We start from the raw sequence: 16309 nt of genomic DNA on the forward strand, positions 1-16309 counted from the left end.
GCTCCTTTGCAAATAAAAACGCACTTAACAAACATAGAAAAACTAGAATCTTTTGAATCTTTTGCATATTAGCCCCTTTAAATCGTATAAATCAACATAGCCTAGATTCTAAAATAGAAAAGCTAATATCATTACAGCCCAACGCCTACATTCTTTATCCTAACGCTATTTTGCCTTAAGAGATGAAAGGCATTTTATTTATTCTCTACATAAAACGCACGGACGACAAAGCCCCGCTGATTTGCCCTCTGTTGAGATAAGCCCTCAAATGCCGCTACACTTGGCATTTGATGAGTAGCTATCATAATGGATTCTAGCCCACTGGGTGCTTTGTCTGCAAGCTTTGCAAGCTGTCCTAAAAACAGCCCGATACTCCCGCAAAGTGCATGCGTATCCGTGCCGATAATACTGCTGTAAAACAGCCCGCAGTCTTTGTAGGGTAGCTTTTGTCATCTTTTTCTAGCGCAAAACATATCAAACATTGTTTTATCGCTAAGCGCATTGTAGTGGGCATTTATCGTATTGCAGGATACTTTTTCATCTGTTTGCAAAGCCCGATTTACTTGCAGCTCATGCGACCTCTGCGAAAATATCTCTAGAATCCATATAGCAGGATTTAAAAACTATCTAAATCCTAGCTCGATTTTGCCCTTAGGACTGCCTAGCACAATGCACTCTAGTCCCATACCTTCACTGAAATGCTCGCGAAGTGGCTGCATATCTTGGGGGATTTTGCTGATATGCAGTAAGCCATCTTCGCCCCTAGGCAGCGCGATAAACACCCCAAAATCCACCACACGCTTGACTACCCCAGCGACCACCTCGCCACTCTCATATTGTGCGTTTGGGGTGATGAGCTTTGTGATAAAGGTTTTGGCAGCTTCGAGATTCTTTGTAGAATCTGCTTGCAAGAGAATCTGTTCTTTTTCGCGCTGGATATCGATCGCCACCTTGAAGCGATCGATGATGTCTTTTATTGTTTTGCCGCCTGGACCTATGAGGTCTGGGATTTTGTGGGCTGGGATATGGAGCAGCTCACTTTTTGGCAGGAGATGAGTCTGGAGCGTGATATGTGTGGCGGCTTCTTCCATGAGAGAGAGGATTTGCTCGCGCGCGTGTTTGGCTTGCAGTAGTGCTGCGTGTAAAATCCTAGAATCTATCCCGCCAAGCTTGATATCCATTTGCATTGCTGTGATTGCACTGCGTGTGCCAGCGATTTTAAAATCCATATCTCCATCATGATCTTCTAGCCCCATGATATCTGTAAGCACCGCATGTTTATTTTCGCCAAGCACCAGCCCCATCGCCACGCCCGCGACAAGCTCATTTTCTAATCCTGCTGCACGCAGCGCAAGTGAGCCTCCACACACGCTTGCCATAGAGCTTGAGCCATTAGATTCTAGGATTTCGGAGACTAGGCGGATTGTATGGTGAGTCTGGGGGAGTGTGGATTCTAGCGCCTTTTTGGCTAGATTCCCATGCCCTAGCTCCCTGCGCCCCACACCACCTATCATGCTTGCTTCGCCTACGCTAAATCCAGGGAAATTGTAGTGAAACATAAACCGCTCCTTGCTACCACCGCTAAAGTCCTCTTGGATTTGGGCATCATTCTCACCCCCTAGCGTGCAGACGACAAGTGCTTGTGTCTCTCCACGCGTGAAAAGTGCGCTAGCATGCGCACAGGGCAAGATGTTTGTTTCTATGCTAATTGGTCGCACATCTTCTAGCCCTCTGCCATCTGCGCGCCTGCCCTCATCTAAAATCATCGCACGCACTTGGTGTTTTTTATATAGCCCTAGCATGCTTAGAATTGATTCTAGCTCGAGTTCTGGGTGGAGTGCAAGAATTTCTTGCGCGATGGATTCTAGCTCGTCATTGCGCTCACTTTTGCTCATAGATTCTAGCGCGGCTTTGACTTGCTCATGGTGCTGGGTGGCAATGATCGTATAGATGTGTGGGTGGGTGGTAAGTTTGGCAAGTGGGAGCGCCAGGGCTTGGCGTTTATGTGGGAGTAGGGCGTTGGTATAGAGCGCGCAGTCGCTGGCAATGGTTTGCTTGGCAAGCTCTATGGCTTGCATGAGTGCTGCTTCATCGAGTGCGGGATCTGCACCTTTCATTTCGATCATCAAAATATCTTCCCCACTGCCTGCGACATAGAGATCAAGGCAAGATTGTGCCATTTGCTGCTTGGTGGGGTTTATGACAAAATCGCCATTACTTTTGCCAATGCGCACACTACTCACAGGCGGGATAAAATCTAGCCCAGAGACAAGCAGCGCGTTCGCCCCAGCATGCAGTGCGCAAAGGGGGAGATCGCTTTGCTCATCATAGCTTAGCACGAGAATCGTAAGCTGTGTGGGGTAGTAGTAGCCAGCAGGGAAAAGTGGGCGCAGTGTTCTATCTATGATACGAGAGGTTAGTGTTTCAAATTCGCTTGGTTTGCCCTCGCGCTTGATAAATCCGCTCGGAATCTTGCGCAAGGCATAGGATTTGTGTAGGTATTGGACGGTTAGCGGGAGAAAATCGCCGCTTATAGGGGTTGTATCCACAGCGACACTTGCGAGTAAAATTGTCCCCCCAGAGCGATACCACACACTGCCGCAAGCCTGCTTGGCGACATACTCGAGCTTGTATTGCTCCTCTAGGTTGGTTAGTGTTAAATCGATTGTATTCATATTTGTCCTTTGGGTAGTAGATTTGGTTTGGTGATGTGCTTTTCCATGATAGAGAGAATCTCCTCTTCACCAAGCTCTGGGAGCTGCTTGTAGTATTGGTTTGTGGAGACGAAATATTTAGGCTTATACACACTCACAAGCGCATCGCTTGAGGTTTTTAAAATCTGTGCGATGTCATAAGAGATGACAGGGCTTAGGACATAGATGCTTTTTGCTTTTTTCTGTATGCAGGTTTTTATCGCTAAATCCATGGTGATCCCAGTTTCCACACCCTGATCAATGAGAAACACATACTTCTGTGCAAGTGGGCTTAGCATAGCGCCTTTGCGAAACTTGTAGATTCTAGGCAAGATGACTTCCTCATACGCGCGTTTAGCTTCTCCATAGACATAGTCCAGTGAAATCCCAAAAGAATCAATGAGTGGTTCATTGATGATGATATCCATGTTTTCGCTCACAGTGGCGATTTCACACTCGCTATTGGCAGGAGCGAGAATAGGCGCGCAAAATAGCATGTCAAGTCCAGAATCTAGCTTGCTAGCGAGCTTATCGGCAAAATACAGCCCTGGGAAGCTGGTGGAAAGCACGATTGCATTCTCGCTCTTTAGGTGGTGATTGACAAGCTCATCATAGAGCTTGAGAAATGCTTCTTCCCTATCTTCAAATCGCACGATTTCTTGCATTGCTATTGCTCCTTGAGTCTATTTATTTTATTCATGTAAGTCTCCTAGAATCTTGTCGTAAGCCCTGTGCTAGTGAGCGGGGAGAAATTAAAAATCACGCGCACATAGTAGTCTTGCTGGATATAGAATGGGTTTTGGATATCGTTTGTGAGAATGGGGCGGCGGCGATTGACAAACTTTAGCCCAATCCCAAAACAGCGGATATTTTTATACAGCCCCATATCCCAATCTAGCAAGACATTTTTTTCAATATCATAGCCCGCAGAAGCATTAAAAGCAAAAAGCCGAAAATCATGCGAAACATTCGCACGGATATAGTGTGCGCCTGTTTGAGTGATGAAAGTATTGGAGAGAAAGTCGTAGGCTTGCTTGTCTTTGTAGAAATATGAGGCATACGCAGAGAAATAGCCTTTGGTAAAGCTTGCGCTTAGAGCCAGCTCGGAGAATTTCATTGAGTAAAATGAATAAAACAAACTGGTAGTAAAGGTTAGATTCTGCGTAGGCGAAAGGCTTAGTTTGTTTTCTAGTGGGCGTTTGGCGATGACTTTTGGATCGATTTGACCATTTTGTCTGTTGTAGTCATAGCGCAGTTCATCGAGATTGAGTCGCTGGAAAATCCGCCAATCCAGCACTTTGCGTCCGGTGTTGGTGAGAAAATATTGCGAGAGTTTAAGATCTAGGGTTTGATTGACAATGGTGTAGGCGCTAATGCCAGAAGGGTCCCAAATATCATCATAGAATTGCCAAGTGCCATTTGCCCCAAGCACAGGGAATTTGTTGAGATATTCTGCAGAGGAGAAATATTGATCGCGCCAAGCTAGGGATTCTGCTCGGATTCGCGCGCTTAAATCCCCTACCTGCTGGCTTAAAAGCCCATCGTGATAGAAAAGATATGGTCCGCTTAATAGCGCTTCTAGCTGGATTGTGTGGAAAAATTTATTATAACTGCGCGAGAGATCGGAGTTTAGTGAGATAGAGTAGTTGGCTGAAAAGATATTGCCATTTTTGGTATTACTACCTTGAATGGTAGGGATATGGCTATTTTGAGTTTTGGTGATAGCGAGATTCTCGGCGTAGAATTCATTCCACACACCAAGCGAGAGGTATTTTTTAAAGAGCGAAAATTGCAGCCCTACGGGGATACGCAAGCCATTTTCGATAAACCCATATCCTACTTGGCGCGCAGTGTTTTTAAACTGATAGTCGATTGAATACATAAGCTGCTTGAAAAATAGAGAGTCCATGTATTTGTGGTATTGGATATTGGGCAGGGACTGAAATGTCGTGGAGTTATCGAGCTTGGAGAGGTTTAGAAAGTATTTTAGATTCATACCGACATAGTGTTTTTGCGTTTGGACAAAGGCATTTGCTTTGGAGGTATAGGTCATGTCATAGACGCGCTTATGGATATTGCGTAGGCGGTAGTAGTCTAGGTCATTCATATGCACAAAATTGACATACACACCATTGTCTAAATCGCTTTTTAGCTTGAAGTATTTTTGCAAGGGGCGATTGCCTAGGTGGTAGAAGCGCATACCATAGACATTGTGGTTTTTGATATTGTAGCGTGTCATATAGTCGTTGAAATTATATAAATATCCAAACTCTGCATAAGTGCGATCCAGCCCAGAATCTAGTGCGCGAAATTCAATCATACCGCCTGCTCCTCGATCGGTGCGGACTTGTGGGGTAAATGTTATATCCCAGTTAGATTTTGGCGCGAGATAGTATGGAATCTGGAGTGCGAAGCCCTCGGTGCTCGAGGTTACAAATGAGGGCATGAGAAGACCGCTTTTGCGCGACATATTTGTCGAGACATTCACATAGGGGAAATAAAAGATTGGCACATCGCCTAGGTAGATTCTGGGATTCCAGAGAGAGAGGGATTTTTTATCATCTAGATATGTCCCAGAGGAAGCCTCCATGCGCCAAATCGGGTTTGGCACAGCACAGCCTGAAAGGATAGCTTTCTTAAAGGTGTAGCGCTGGTTGTCGTAGGAGTTAGCGAGGGTCGAGCTTACCCACAATCCGCTTTCGGCATCTTGGAGATAGAGCGGCTCGATGAGCCCTAGCTTCTCATCAAGTGCAAAATGCGTATTTTGTGTGCGCACTAGCAAACTCTCATCGCGGTAGATTCTCACATCGCCGCTGGCTTGGACTTCTCGGCTTTGCATATCATAGTCGATACTATCGGCTAGCACATAGATTTCGGGGCTAATGAGAATCGCATTGCCTATGGCATGGATTGTGTTATTGGCACTATGGACATTATCAGCAAGTAGTTCGAAGACTTTTTGATTGTCTTTGTCGTATTGGGCTACGCCCTTTTGGTCGTTGGATTGCTGTTTGGATTGATTTTGTGGCTTGGGCTTTTGGCTGGATTTTGTCTGTGATTCTGGGCTAGATTCTGGCGTGCGCTGGGTAAAATCGCTAGAATCTAGCATATCTTGGGCTGATGTGTTGTCTGCACATAGGGCATGTGGCATAGAGGCAAGCGCGATTGCGGTGAAAATGAGTGCGCGGATTCTAGGCTGGATTGCGTGGCTTGACACAAGTGTCCCTAGCTCTTTTGGTTGATGACGATTGTCCCGCTGGCGCGATCATGCAGCGTGCGCCGCAAATTATCACCAAAGGCGAAAAGGAATGGGATATAGTAGAGCATTTGAGAAAACGCTCGTAGCACGGAGCGTAGGATACTTTTTGGGAGATTTGGTGCATCGAGCAGTCCTGTGTCAATGACTTGGATTTTGCATGCGATTTTGCCCAGAGTCGCACCGTATTTGTAGGTAAAAATTGTTTGATAGATGATGTCGATGGCATAGGCTTGGAGCATGAGAGATAGTATGTAGTCTTGTGGATTTTGGAGAGCTTGGGCGTTTGGTAGGGTGATGATAGCCAGGAGTGTGCCTAGTAGCACACTATCGATAAGAAACGCCCAAATCCGTTTGCTAAAGGGCGCAAGGGTTAGATTCTCACGCTCGATTGTCTGTGCTATATGCTCATCTTGACTCATTGGCTCACCCTTGTTGGTTGATATGTATTGATTTGGCAATGACTGCCTGATAGCTCTAAACTAGATTTTTGTGCTTAAAACCTCTGGCTTTAGAGCTTTGTCTGCAATGTCTGTGCGGAACACCTTGCCCTCAAATGCTATGCAATCTGCGATTGTATAGGCGTTTTGCTTGGCTTTAGCAAGTGTGGGGGCGACTCCTATAGCAAGAGCCACGCGCCCACCGCTTGCGAGCAGAGAGCTGCTAGAATCCACTTTTTTACTTGCTTCATTCCCCACTTCACTAGAATCCACTTGGCTCACGCCTGCATAGCAGATATGCCCAAGCGCGCTATCAAAAGGAGTAATGCTGATAGGGTAGGGCGTGGAGCTGCCAAAGGGATAATTATGGCTTGCTAGCACGACTCCTACGCAGTAGCCTTGGCGGAATGCGATAGGGAGCTTGGCGATTTGCTTAGATTCTACTGCTTGGCAAATATCAAGCAAAGGCGTTTGCAAAAGTGGCAGCAGCACCTCGCACTCTGGATCGCCAAAGCGGACATTAAACTCCAGCAAATACGGCTCACCATCCACCACCATAATCCCAGCAAACAGCACGCCGCTAAAGGGTGTGCCGCGCGCTTTCATACCAGCAAGTGTGGGAGCGAAAATCCTTGTGGCAATTTTATCAAGCAGGGCTTCATCACACAAAGGACTTGGCGTATAAGCCCCCATACCACCGGTATTTGGACCTTTGTCATCATTATAGAGCTGCTTATGATCTTGGCAGGGGGGTAGCAGCGTGAAATGCTCGCCATCGCAAATCCCAAAGACAGATAGCTCATAGCCGCGCAGAAATTCTTCTACCACCACGCATTCCCCTGCTTGCCCAAACTCCTTGCGCATACTATCGATTGTGGATTCTGCTTGCTCGTAGCTTTGCGCGATGATGACACCCTTGCCAGCACATAGACCGCTTGCTTTGATGACGATAGGCAGCGGCAGTGAGCGCGCGAAGTCTTTGGCAGCTTTAATATCGCTTGTTTGGATATAGCGTGCGGTGGGGATACCACAAGAAGCAACAAAGTCTTTCATAAACGCCTTTGAGCCTTCAAGCTCCGCAGCTGCTCGACTTGGACCAAATGTGCTAATCCCATTGGCGCGTAGATCATCGCTAAGCCCGCCTACAAGTGCGCTCTCGCCGCCGATGATGACCCACGAAATCCCCTCTTTTTGGCAAAACTCTACAATGTCTTGATTGTGTGGAAGTGTGAGATTGACTCCTAGCAGTGCTGTGCCAGCATTCCCGGGTGTGAAAAATATCTGCTCTATCCTAGAATCCTGCTTTAGATGCAAGCCTAGAGCGTATTCTCTCCCACCATTCCCTACAATTAAAACCTTGTGAAAATTCTCTTGTGAATCGTGCGTATCCATACAAACCCTTAAACTACTTAAGCTACCCAAATAACCGCTACTTGTGTTGTGTAGCCCAAAATGCCAGCTACAAATAAGGCTGGAGAGCTCTCTTAGGCGGCGGATTCTCACCCTTACAGGCTCAAGCAAAAACACCGACACACAAAAGCCACTACCAAGCCTACAATACTTACAATTTAACGGACTCACCAAAAAAGAAACACGAGTTATTCAGGCGGCGTTATTATAGGCACTCTAGGTTTAAAATTGGGTTAGACAATGCGAAGTTTGCTATAATGCGCTCTTTCTCGCACGCCCCTTTGCGTGCCACTCACTTGCTAGTAGCGCTTGATATTATGCTAATACATAAGTAGCATTGGATTTTCTGGTAAAAATCAAGCCAAAGATAAGACACAAAAGGAATAAAATGAGATTTTTAGTCGCATTTGCCATCATAGGCTTTCTTGGCTTTATTAATGCAAAAGAATGGAGAGAAACGCCTTCAGTTGAAAAAAGGCTTGAGACACAAATAAACATCGCTCAAAAAATCGCAGAGATAAAGGCAGAGCCTGTGGAAGTGATACCTGCGAATTTGGGCGAGATGAAGTTTAAGATTCTAGCTGATGAAGATGGCTTTTATGCCCTGTATTTGGGCGATGATAAGACAAATGTGAGTATCAATAGCCCCGCGGATTTTTTCTCCGCCCAATTTGCAAGTATGGAAGCTTTCAATAAAGCTTATGAGATATTCACAAAGCATAATGCGTCTGTGCGAGAATCTAAGATTCTAAAGATATTTAAAACATATCCGCAATATGTACTAGACTTTAAAGCAACAAGTAAGACAAAAACAACGCTCTATATGCTCCTTACCCCATTTTGTGAGCCTTGTAATGAAAAGATAAGAGAGCTTGCAAGGCTCACAGAACAAGCACATATAAAAATCATTTTTGTCGCGGCAAATAATGAAGTCTATCATAAAGTGATGTCCTTATATGCGGCAATGCAAGGCTATAAACATAAAAACCAAGAGGATAAAATCGCTAAGCTTCAAACACTTATAGATGACATAGCATTTTTGCCCCCAGTCAAAGATGATGACAAAAATGCTATGGATATGTATAAAGAATTAGCCAAAGCTAGAATCTCCTATCTACCCTATATTATTGAGACTACCAAATAAGCTTAAAGTGCCACTTTATTTCTGCGATTCTTGCTCTTGCGGATAGGATTTAAGCGTGGCTATGAGGCTTTAAAACTGCTGAAGATGATGGGCGTATTTTTCCGCATATTGCGTGATTAGCTCACCTTGAGTTTTACAAAGCTCGGTATATTCTCGCTCAAAATGCCAAAGACTCTTTTTATGCAGGGGTTGGGTTAGGAGATTTGCTTGTAAGAAAGCAAAGTGAAAGCCAAGGTTTAGCTCATCGAGGATTTTTCCAAGCTTGGGAAAAAGCGGTAGTATATCGGGGCTTTTAGGCAATCTCTAGCATGATTTTTTCATATTTCGCAGATCCTATAATCAATCCCTTAAATCCACTTGCGCACTAGAATCTACTTTTACGCCAAAGATAAAAATAGTGAAGCGGATTCTAGTCGCGCGCAAATGGATTGCACACTGCTACCGCAGCAGCTTCGATGGCAGGCAAAGTGGATTTGGGGAAAATTTTAGCAATACAATCTCGCAGTTTATAATCGAATTTAAAATAAGTTTAATTATCATTAAATTATGATAACGCGTTTCATTTTTGAATCAATCAAATTTTCCACAAACCAAATCCACCATAGGAGTTCTTATGAAAACATATTCCGCTATTTTGGCAGGTATTCTTGCTGCGCCTTTATCTATGCTTGGCGATATGGCTGCTACTGATCAAGCCCAAGACACCCAGCAAGAAGCAAGACAGCGCGACTCCAAACGCACTGCCCACGCCACCATAGAGAGCAAAACACTAAGCGAGCAAGTCGTAACCGCGGCTGGATACAATCAACATATCAAAGAAGCTCCAGCTAGCATTAGCATAATTAGCAAAGAAGAGATTCTCACCCGCCCCATTCGCGATATTGGCGATGCGGTGCAAGATGTCCCGGGTGTGTATGTCGAGCAGGATAAAACCGGGCAGAACTCCATCTCTATGCGCGGGCTTGGCTCGGAATATACGCTTATTTTGATCGATGGCAAACGCCAAAACACCACGCGAGGATTTATACAAAACGGACTTGGGAATCAAACCTCCTTTATGCCCCCACCTTCGATGATAGAGCGAGTAGAAGTGATCCGCGGTCCTGCTTCTATCATCTATGGAAGCGATGCGATGGGCGGAGTCATCAACATCATCACCAAAAAGCATACCGACAAGCTTGCAAGCGGAATCCAGCTAGAATCTAAAATGTTTGAGCCAGATAGTGAGTGGGGCAATGCCTATGGCGCAAACGCCTATATCAACACCCCTCTTATCAAAGATAAGCTCTCATTAAATCTCCGCGCTTCAGGGCGGTTTAATGATGCTAATAAGTTTTTAAAACCCTCTTGGGTAAGCCCAAGTCGCAATGGCAACCCCTATGCCGCGCACTCCTCCACAGGCTCGCGCAACTTTATGGGGGCTTTAGACTAAACTACACGCCTACAAGCCGCGACTATATCTACCTAGATTCTGAAGTGTATAATGGGCGGCTTGGCTCGCTAAATACTTCAAGCAGAAGTATCACTTCTATACAAGAGCTGTTTAAGGTCAATTCCGTGCTAAGCCACGAGGGGAAGTATGAGTGGGGGAAGCTCTCTAGCTATGTGCAGCACTCTTTCAATCTCATCGCCCCGCACGCAAATGTCCCTATCGGTGGGAGTTCTGGTGCGTATATCAACTGGGCAAGTGATCGCATAGCTCAAAGCGCGATCGCCCAAAGCACTTATACACATAACTTCGACTTAAAAGATTATGGTGTGATCACCTTTAATGGTGGCGTGTTTTATCAATACGAAAATCTGCTTGGCACAATCTCTTCAAAATGGCGAAATATGCACCAAAATCAAGCCGCTGCCTTTGCAGAAGGGAAATATCTCATCAACCAATACTTCAGCACCACACTTGGCTTGCGAGTAAATTATAGTGATAGATTCTCTAGCTCGCTAAATCCACGCTTTTATGTCAATTACAATCCTACTAGGTGGCTTACCTTTAAAACCGGTGTGGCAAGCGGTATGCTAGTCCCCACGCTCTTGCAGACTATTGATGGTGTCATTACCACAGAGACAAGCACTAGTAGCGGCACTGCCACCACCTATGGTAATCCAAACCTAAAACCCGAGCAGAGCTGGAACTATGAGCTAAGTGCCATTGTAGATACCAATCCAGCGATGCTTATCCTAACAGGCTACTACACAGATTTTAATAACCAAATCGAAACGCTAACAGGCTTGACAAGCGGTATGCAAATCCCAGGGGCTAACCAAACTTGCCAAGGTGGGATTTGTAGCACTTATCGTAATATCGAGCGATCGCTTGTAACAGGCTTAGAATTTGGAGCAAAAATCAAGCCTATCTATGGAATCTCTCTTGATGCAAATTATAGCTTCACCTATACACAAGCCCTAAGCGGCTCTGGCAAAGGCGAGCCTATCAACTCTATCCCACGCCATAGCTTCACCCTAACGCCCAAATACCAATGGCGGGATTTAAGTGTCTATGTGCGCTGGAGCGGGAAATTTGAAACGCCCACACCCTATGCAGGCTCTAATGCACGAACCAATGTGCGAGAGATTGTAGGCAAATACTACAAAGACTATCAGCTTGTCGATATTGCAGCGACTTATACATTTGCCAAGCATTACACACTAAGCTTTGCGGTTAATAATCTCTTTGATGTGTATTTTATGGATTATGCAAGCTACACAAGCGGCAGCACCACAAATGCGCAAAATCGCTATCAAAGAATCTTGCCAAGCAGAAACTATTGGCTAAGCTTGCGCGCGGATTTCTAAGCTTTGAAGCATAGAATCTAGACACAATATGCACTTCACACTTAACTCGCAATCTTTAGATAGGATTGTGAGAATTTATATCATTACTTAAGGACTTTCATATTATGAAACTTCATCGTAAATTTTGGATGCAAATGCACTTGTATTTGAGCCTATTTTTTCTCCCAGCAGCGTTGATATATGCGATAACAGGCGTGCTTTACATCTTTGAAATTCGTCAAAATTCCGGTGCAACTATCATTGATATTCCACTAGATTCTATGCCACAAAAGGGGCAGGAAGAGGAGTTTATCATCACTATTCTTACAAAGAACAATCTCCAAATCCCCAAAGACACGCAGGTGCGTATGATGAAAGGCAATCTCTCAATGGGGAATATCAAATACAGCGTAAGCTTAAGCAAAGATAAAGATGGTAAACCTATGCTCCGCACGATAGATAGGGGATTATATGGAATCTTAATGCTTATGCACAAAAGCAGTGGAAGCAAACACGAAATAGCTGGATTCAAACTCTCATATTTTGACTTCATCGCCATTGGCTTTGGACTTTCAATGCTTCTCTTTTATCTATCAGGGCTTATTATTACTTCATTTTGTAAGGGCAAACGCAAAATTGCTTTTAGTGTTTTGGGCGTTGGCTTTATTCTCACAACCTTAGCGGTGTATGGGAGTATTTAGTTAAATTTATATGAGTAAGACAACTAAACTGCAGAAAATGTAGATTTTAGCTCACAGCAAACGCACGAAAAGCCCAAATCTCCCGCTCTGGCACCCATGTTTGCATGCTCGACGATAGGAAAATAAGCGCTCATCGCACGAGGTGCAAGAATCTAAAATCTCCAGATTTTGTCTTGCAATCCCCAAACTTTCGCATTCATCTATTAGCATAGCAATCATGTCAAGCGTGTGGGTATTACCACTAGCGTTAGCTTGTATTTTGATATAGTGCTCACCAAAATCTCGAGCAATTTCGCCACATAGATTTTGTCCAATTTCATAGCAGCAAGAGCGAATCGAAGAACCAATGAAAACAAGCATGTTGGCAGGATTTGCTCCTCTAGCACGCAATGCTTCCACTGCCTGCGTGAGGATTCTCCCGCACACGCCAGCGCGTCCTGCATGCAGCAGTGCGAAAATCTGCTCTCTAGGATCATAGAGCAAGATAGGATTACAATCTGCGACCATGATAAGAGCGACATAGCTAGAATCTGCGCAGATAATACCATCTGCTTTTGCCTCGCCATGCAGAAGTGCTAGGAGATCGCTTGTAGAATCTGCAAGAATAGTGGAGTGGATCTGATTGCACCAGAGCAGCGGTTTATTGTCAAAATGCCGCAGAATCTGTGATCGATTTGCATGCACAGATTCTGGATTATCCCCGACATGGTAAGCAATATTACAGCTAGCATAGGGTCCTGGGCTAACACCGCCAAGCGCACAAGTCTGGGCAAAACGAATTCTGTGAGAAGAAAAAAGCGGGCTTTGATCGCTTGAATAAAATATGCTAGAAGCAGTCATAAGATTCCGCATTTCTGCGGAGAGAGCATGACTAGAGATTAGCCATTGCGCTTATCGATGATGTCTTTTGCAGTATTGCTTGGAACTTCGCCGTAGTGATCAAACTCCATAGTATAAGTGCCTCGTCCCTGTGTCGCAGAGCGTAAATCGGTAGAATAGCCAAACATCTCAGCGAGTGGGACGAAAGCATTGACGATTTTAAGCCCCATGCGGTCGTCCATGGAGTTAATCTGCCCACGCCTGCGATTCAAATCACCAATAACATCACCCATGTATTCTTCTGGGACCTCAACTTCGACCTTCATAAGTGGCTCCAGAAGCACGGCATTTGCCTTGCGACAAGCATCTTTAAATGCCATAGAGCCAGCGATTTTAAACGCCATTTCACTGGAATCTACTTCGTGGTAGCTTCCATCATAGAGTGTTACCTTACAATCCACGACAGGATAGCCAGCCAGCACACCATTTTGCATGGCTTCTTGGATACCTTTATCAACTGCTGAAATATATTCTTTGGGGATCACACCACCGCTAATTTCGTTGATAAACTCATAGCCAGTGCCTGCTTCTTTTGGCTCAAGCTTGATATGGACATGTCCATACTGCCCGCGACCACCAGATTGTTTGGCATACTTACATTCTTGGGTAACAGATCCACGAATTGTCTCACGATAGGCAACTTGTGGCTGCCCAATGGTTGCCTCGACTTTAAACTCCCGCTTCAAGCGATCGACAATGATTTCTAAGTGAAGCTCGCCCATACCACCGATGAGCGTTTGTCCTGTTTCCTCCTGTGTGCTTACTCTAAAGCTTGGATCTTCCTCGGCTAGCTTGCCAAGTGCGACAGCCATTTTTTCTTGATCGGCTTTTGTTTTTGGCTCGACAGCGATATGAATAACTGGCTCTGGGAACTCCATACGCTCCAAAATCACAGGTCGCTTTTCATCACAGAGCGTATCTCCCGTGAGCGTATCTTTCAAGCCTACAAACGCGCAAATCTCTCCAGCATAGACTTCCTTAATATCCTCGCGTTTGTTTGAGTGCATTTTCAGTAATCGACCTACACGCTCTTTTTTACCTTTTGTGGAGTTAAGCACATAGCTTCCGGATTCTAGCATACCTCGATAGACACGCACAAATGTGAGCTGACCAACAAATGGATCAGTCATGATTTTAAACGCAAGACCTGCAAATTCTCCGTTATCGCTAGATTCTACAAAGACTTCTTCCTCATTTTTAGGGTCTATACCTTTGATATTGGTTACTTCAGTTGGTGCTGGGAGAATTTCTACAACCGCGTCAAGTAAGGTTTGGACACCTTTATTTTTAAAGCTTGAACCACATAGCATAGGAATAAGGCTCATACTATGACAACCAAGCTTGATACCAAGCTTAATCTCCTCTATGCTAAGCTCCTCTCCGCCAAGATACTTTTCCATAAGTGCTTCATCTTGTTCAGCCGCTGCCTCAATAAGTTTCTCTCGATAGCTAGCAGCTTTTTCTTGCAAATCTGCTGGAATTTCCTCCACATCATATTGCGCACCCATAGTTTCGTCATTCCAGACGATTGCTTTCATCTGGATAAGATCCACCACACCCTTAAAATTGTCTTCAGATCCGATGGGGATATTGATAGGCACTGGGTTTGCCTTTAGGCGTTCTTTGATTTGATTCTCGACATTATAAAAATTCGCGCCAATGCGGTCCATTTTATTAACAAATACTAGGCGCGGGACACCATACTTATTCGCCTGTCTCCATACAGTCTCACTCTGTGGTTGCACTCCACCTACGGAGCAAAACACTGCAACAGCACCATCAAGAACACGCATAGATCGCTCAACCTCAATGGTAAAATCCACGTGACCAGGGGTGTCAATAAGATTGATTTGATGATCTTTCCAAAAACAAGTCGTAGCAGCAGAAGTAATGGTAATTCCACGCTCCTTTTCCTGCTCCATCCAGTCCATAGTGGCAGCGCCATCATGCACTTCACCGATCTTATGGCTCACACCAGTGTAGAACAAAATCCGCTCGGATGTTGTCGTTTTACCTGCGTCGATATGCGCTGCAATTCCAATATTCCTAATTTTCTCTAAAGGAGTTTTTCTTGCCATGCTTTCCCTACCCTTCTCTCTGCTACTCTATTTTTACCAGCGATAATGCGCAAAAGCCTTATTTGCTTCTGCCATTTTATGGACATCTTCTTTTTTCTTAAATGCTGCTCCTTTATCGCTTGCAGCATCCATAAGCTCATTGGCTAATCGCTCAACCATTGTCCGCTCGTTGCGCTTTCTTGTTGCTTCGATAATCCAACGGATACAAAGAGATTGCTGGCGCACTGGACGAACTTCGACTGGGACCTGGTATGTCGCACCACCAACACGGCGAGATCGCACTTCCACAAGAGGCTTTACGCGCTCTAAAGCTTTTTCGAATACTTCAATTCCCTTTTCACCGCTTTTTTCCTCGATTTTAGCAAATGCGGCATAAATGATTTTCTCTGCGACACTCTTTTTGCCATCATACATCATCTTATTGATGAATTTTGTAACAACCTTATTGTCATAAATAGGATCACCTAGAATTTCCCTACTGGGTGCTTTTCTTCTTCTCATGAGTCTTCCTTAATGTTATTTTTTATCGCCACTAGCTTTTGCTTTTTTTGCTCCATACTTACTGCGAGACACGCTGCGTTTAGCAACACCTGCCGTATCGAGAGCGCCACGCACGATATGATACTTAACACCTGGTAAGTCTTTTACGCGCCCACCGCGCACAAGCACAATAGAGTGTTCTTGTAGATTATGCCCCTCGCCCGGAATATAACTAATAACTTCGAATTTACTCGTCAAGCGAACTTTTGCAACTTTACGCAAAGCAGAGTTTGGCTTCTTGGGCGTTGTAGTATAGACACGAGTGCATACCCCTCGCCTTTGTGGGCACTCTACCAATGCTGGGGACTTTGTTTTCTTAATGACCTTTTTTCGTTCTTTTCGAACAAGCTGATTGATGGTTGGCAATTTTTTTCCTTACTAATGAGATTTGAA

At 44.8% G+C, this 16309-nt stretch carries 14 protein-coding genes; 4 read left to right on the plus strand and 10 right to left on the minus strand.

Annotated features, from left to right (window positions below; genetic code table 11):
- Window positions 1-623: 623 nt before the first annotated feature.
- From Q0171_RS01985 to purD, 5 genes are read right to left on the minus strand one after another with little or no spacing between them, the layout of a single operon-like run.
- Window positions 624-2675: a polyribonucleotide nucleotidyltransferase gene (locus Q0171_RS01985; RefSeq protein WP_299326117.1), complete on the minus strand. Its 2052-nt coding sequence runs from the start codon at window positions 2673-2675 to the stop codon at window positions 624-626.
- Window positions 2672-3358 carry a phosphoribosyltransferase gene (locus Q0171_RS01990; protein WP_299326119.1) on the minus strand — a complete coding sequence of 229 codons (687 nt, stop codon included), beginning with the start codon at window positions 3356-3358 and terminating at the stop codon, window positions 2672-2674. The genes Q0171_RS01985 and Q0171_RS01990 overlap by 4 nt, the downstream gene beginning before the upstream one ends.
- A 44-nt stretch (window positions 3359-3402) precedes the next feature.
- On the minus strand, window positions 3403-5910 hold the full coding sequence (gene lptD / locus Q0171_RS01995; RefSeq protein WP_299326121.1) for an LPS assembly protein LptD: 2508 nt from the start codon (window positions 5908-5910) through the stop codon (window positions 3403-3405).
- Window positions 5911-5918: 8 nt separating this feature from the next.
- Window positions 5919-6371 (minus strand): RDD family protein, encoded by a 453-nt coding sequence (locus Q0171_RS02000; RefSeq protein WP_299326123.1) that lies wholly within the window; start codon window positions 6369-6371, stop codon window positions 5919-5921.
- A gap of 60 nt (window positions 6372-6431) precedes the next feature.
- On the minus strand, window positions 6432-7781 hold the full coding sequence (purD, locus tag Q0171_RS02005; protein WP_299326125.1) for a phosphoribosylamine--glycine ligase: 1350 nt from the start codon (window positions 7779-7781) through the stop codon (window positions 6432-6434).
- A 406-nt stretch (window positions 7782-8187) separates the two neighbouring features.
- Between purD and Q0171_RS02010 the strand changes: the two genes are divergently transcribed.
- Window positions 8188-8943: a hypothetical protein gene (locus tag Q0171_RS02010; protein ID WP_299326127.1), complete on the plus strand. Its 756-nt coding sequence runs from the start codon at window positions 8188-8190 to the stop codon at window positions 8941-8943.
- 69 nt (window positions 8944-9012) lie between these two features.
- Here Q0171_RS02010 and Q0171_RS02015 read toward each other — a convergent pair whose 3' ends face one another.
- Window positions 9013-9243, minus strand: coding sequence for a hypothetical protein (locus tag Q0171_RS02015; protein ID WP_299326129.1), 231 nt, complete (start codon window positions 9241-9243; stop codon window positions 9013-9015).
- A gap of 313 nt (window positions 9244-9556) precedes the next feature.
- Between Q0171_RS02015 and Q0171_RS02020 the strand changes: the two genes are divergently transcribed.
- The 3 genes from Q0171_RS02020 (at window position 9557) to Q0171_RS02030 (ending at window position 12419) form a co-directional block, all read left to right on the plus strand.
- Entirely contained in the window at window positions 9557-10375 is an 819-nt protein-coding gene (locus Q0171_RS02020) for a TonB-dependent receptor plug domain-containing protein (protein WP_299326131.1), read from the plus strand.
- Window positions 10291-11739: a TonB-dependent receptor gene (locus Q0171_RS02025; protein ID WP_299326133.1), complete on the plus strand. Its 1449-nt coding sequence runs from the start codon at window positions 10291-10293 to the stop codon at window positions 11737-11739. The genes Q0171_RS02020 and Q0171_RS02025 overlap by 85 nt, the downstream gene beginning before the upstream one ends.
- A 104-nt stretch (window positions 11740-11843) precedes the next feature.
- The gene (locus Q0171_RS02030) at window positions 11844-12419 is read left to right on the plus strand and encodes a hypothetical protein (RefSeq protein WP_299326135.1); all 576 of its coding nucleotides are present in this window, start codon (window positions 11844-11846) and stop codon (window positions 12417-12419) included.
- 51 nt (window positions 12420-12470) lie between these two features.
- On the opposite strand, the gene Q0171_RS02035 is transcribed toward Q0171_RS02030, so the two are convergent.
- From Q0171_RS02035 to rpsL, 4 genes are read right to left on the minus strand one after another with little or no spacing between them, the layout of a single operon-like run.
- Complete coding sequence (locus Q0171_RS02035; RefSeq protein ID WP_299326137.1) at window positions 12471-13259, minus strand: polyphenol oxidase family protein; 789 nt, start codon at window positions 13257-13259, stop codon at window positions 12471-12473.
- Window positions 13260-13297: 38 nt separating this feature from the next.
- Window positions 13298-15376, minus strand: coding sequence for an elongation factor G (gene fusA, locus Q0171_RS02040; RefSeq protein ID WP_299326139.1), 2079 nt, complete (start codon window positions 15374-15376; stop codon window positions 13298-13300).
- Between the two features lie 33 nt (window positions 15377-15409).
- The gene (rpsG, locus tag Q0171_RS02045) at window positions 15410-15877 is read right to left on the minus strand and encodes a 30S ribosomal protein S7 (RefSeq protein WP_299326141.1); all 468 of its coding nucleotides are present in this window, start codon (window positions 15875-15877) and stop codon (window positions 15410-15412) included.
- 15 nt (window positions 15878-15892) lie between these two features.
- Window positions 15893-16282, minus strand: a complete 390-nt coding sequence (rpsL, locus tag Q0171_RS02050; RefSeq protein WP_299326143.1) for a 30S ribosomal protein S12 — start codon at window positions 16280-16282, stop codon at window positions 15893-15895.
- Window positions 16283-16309: the final 27 nt, after the last annotated feature.

It is taken from the genome of uncultured Helicobacter sp. (assembly GCF_937906905.1).
In the GTDB taxonomy this organism is placed as follows: Bacteria; Campylobacterota; Campylobacteria; order Campylobacterales; family Helicobacteraceae; genus Helicobacter_B.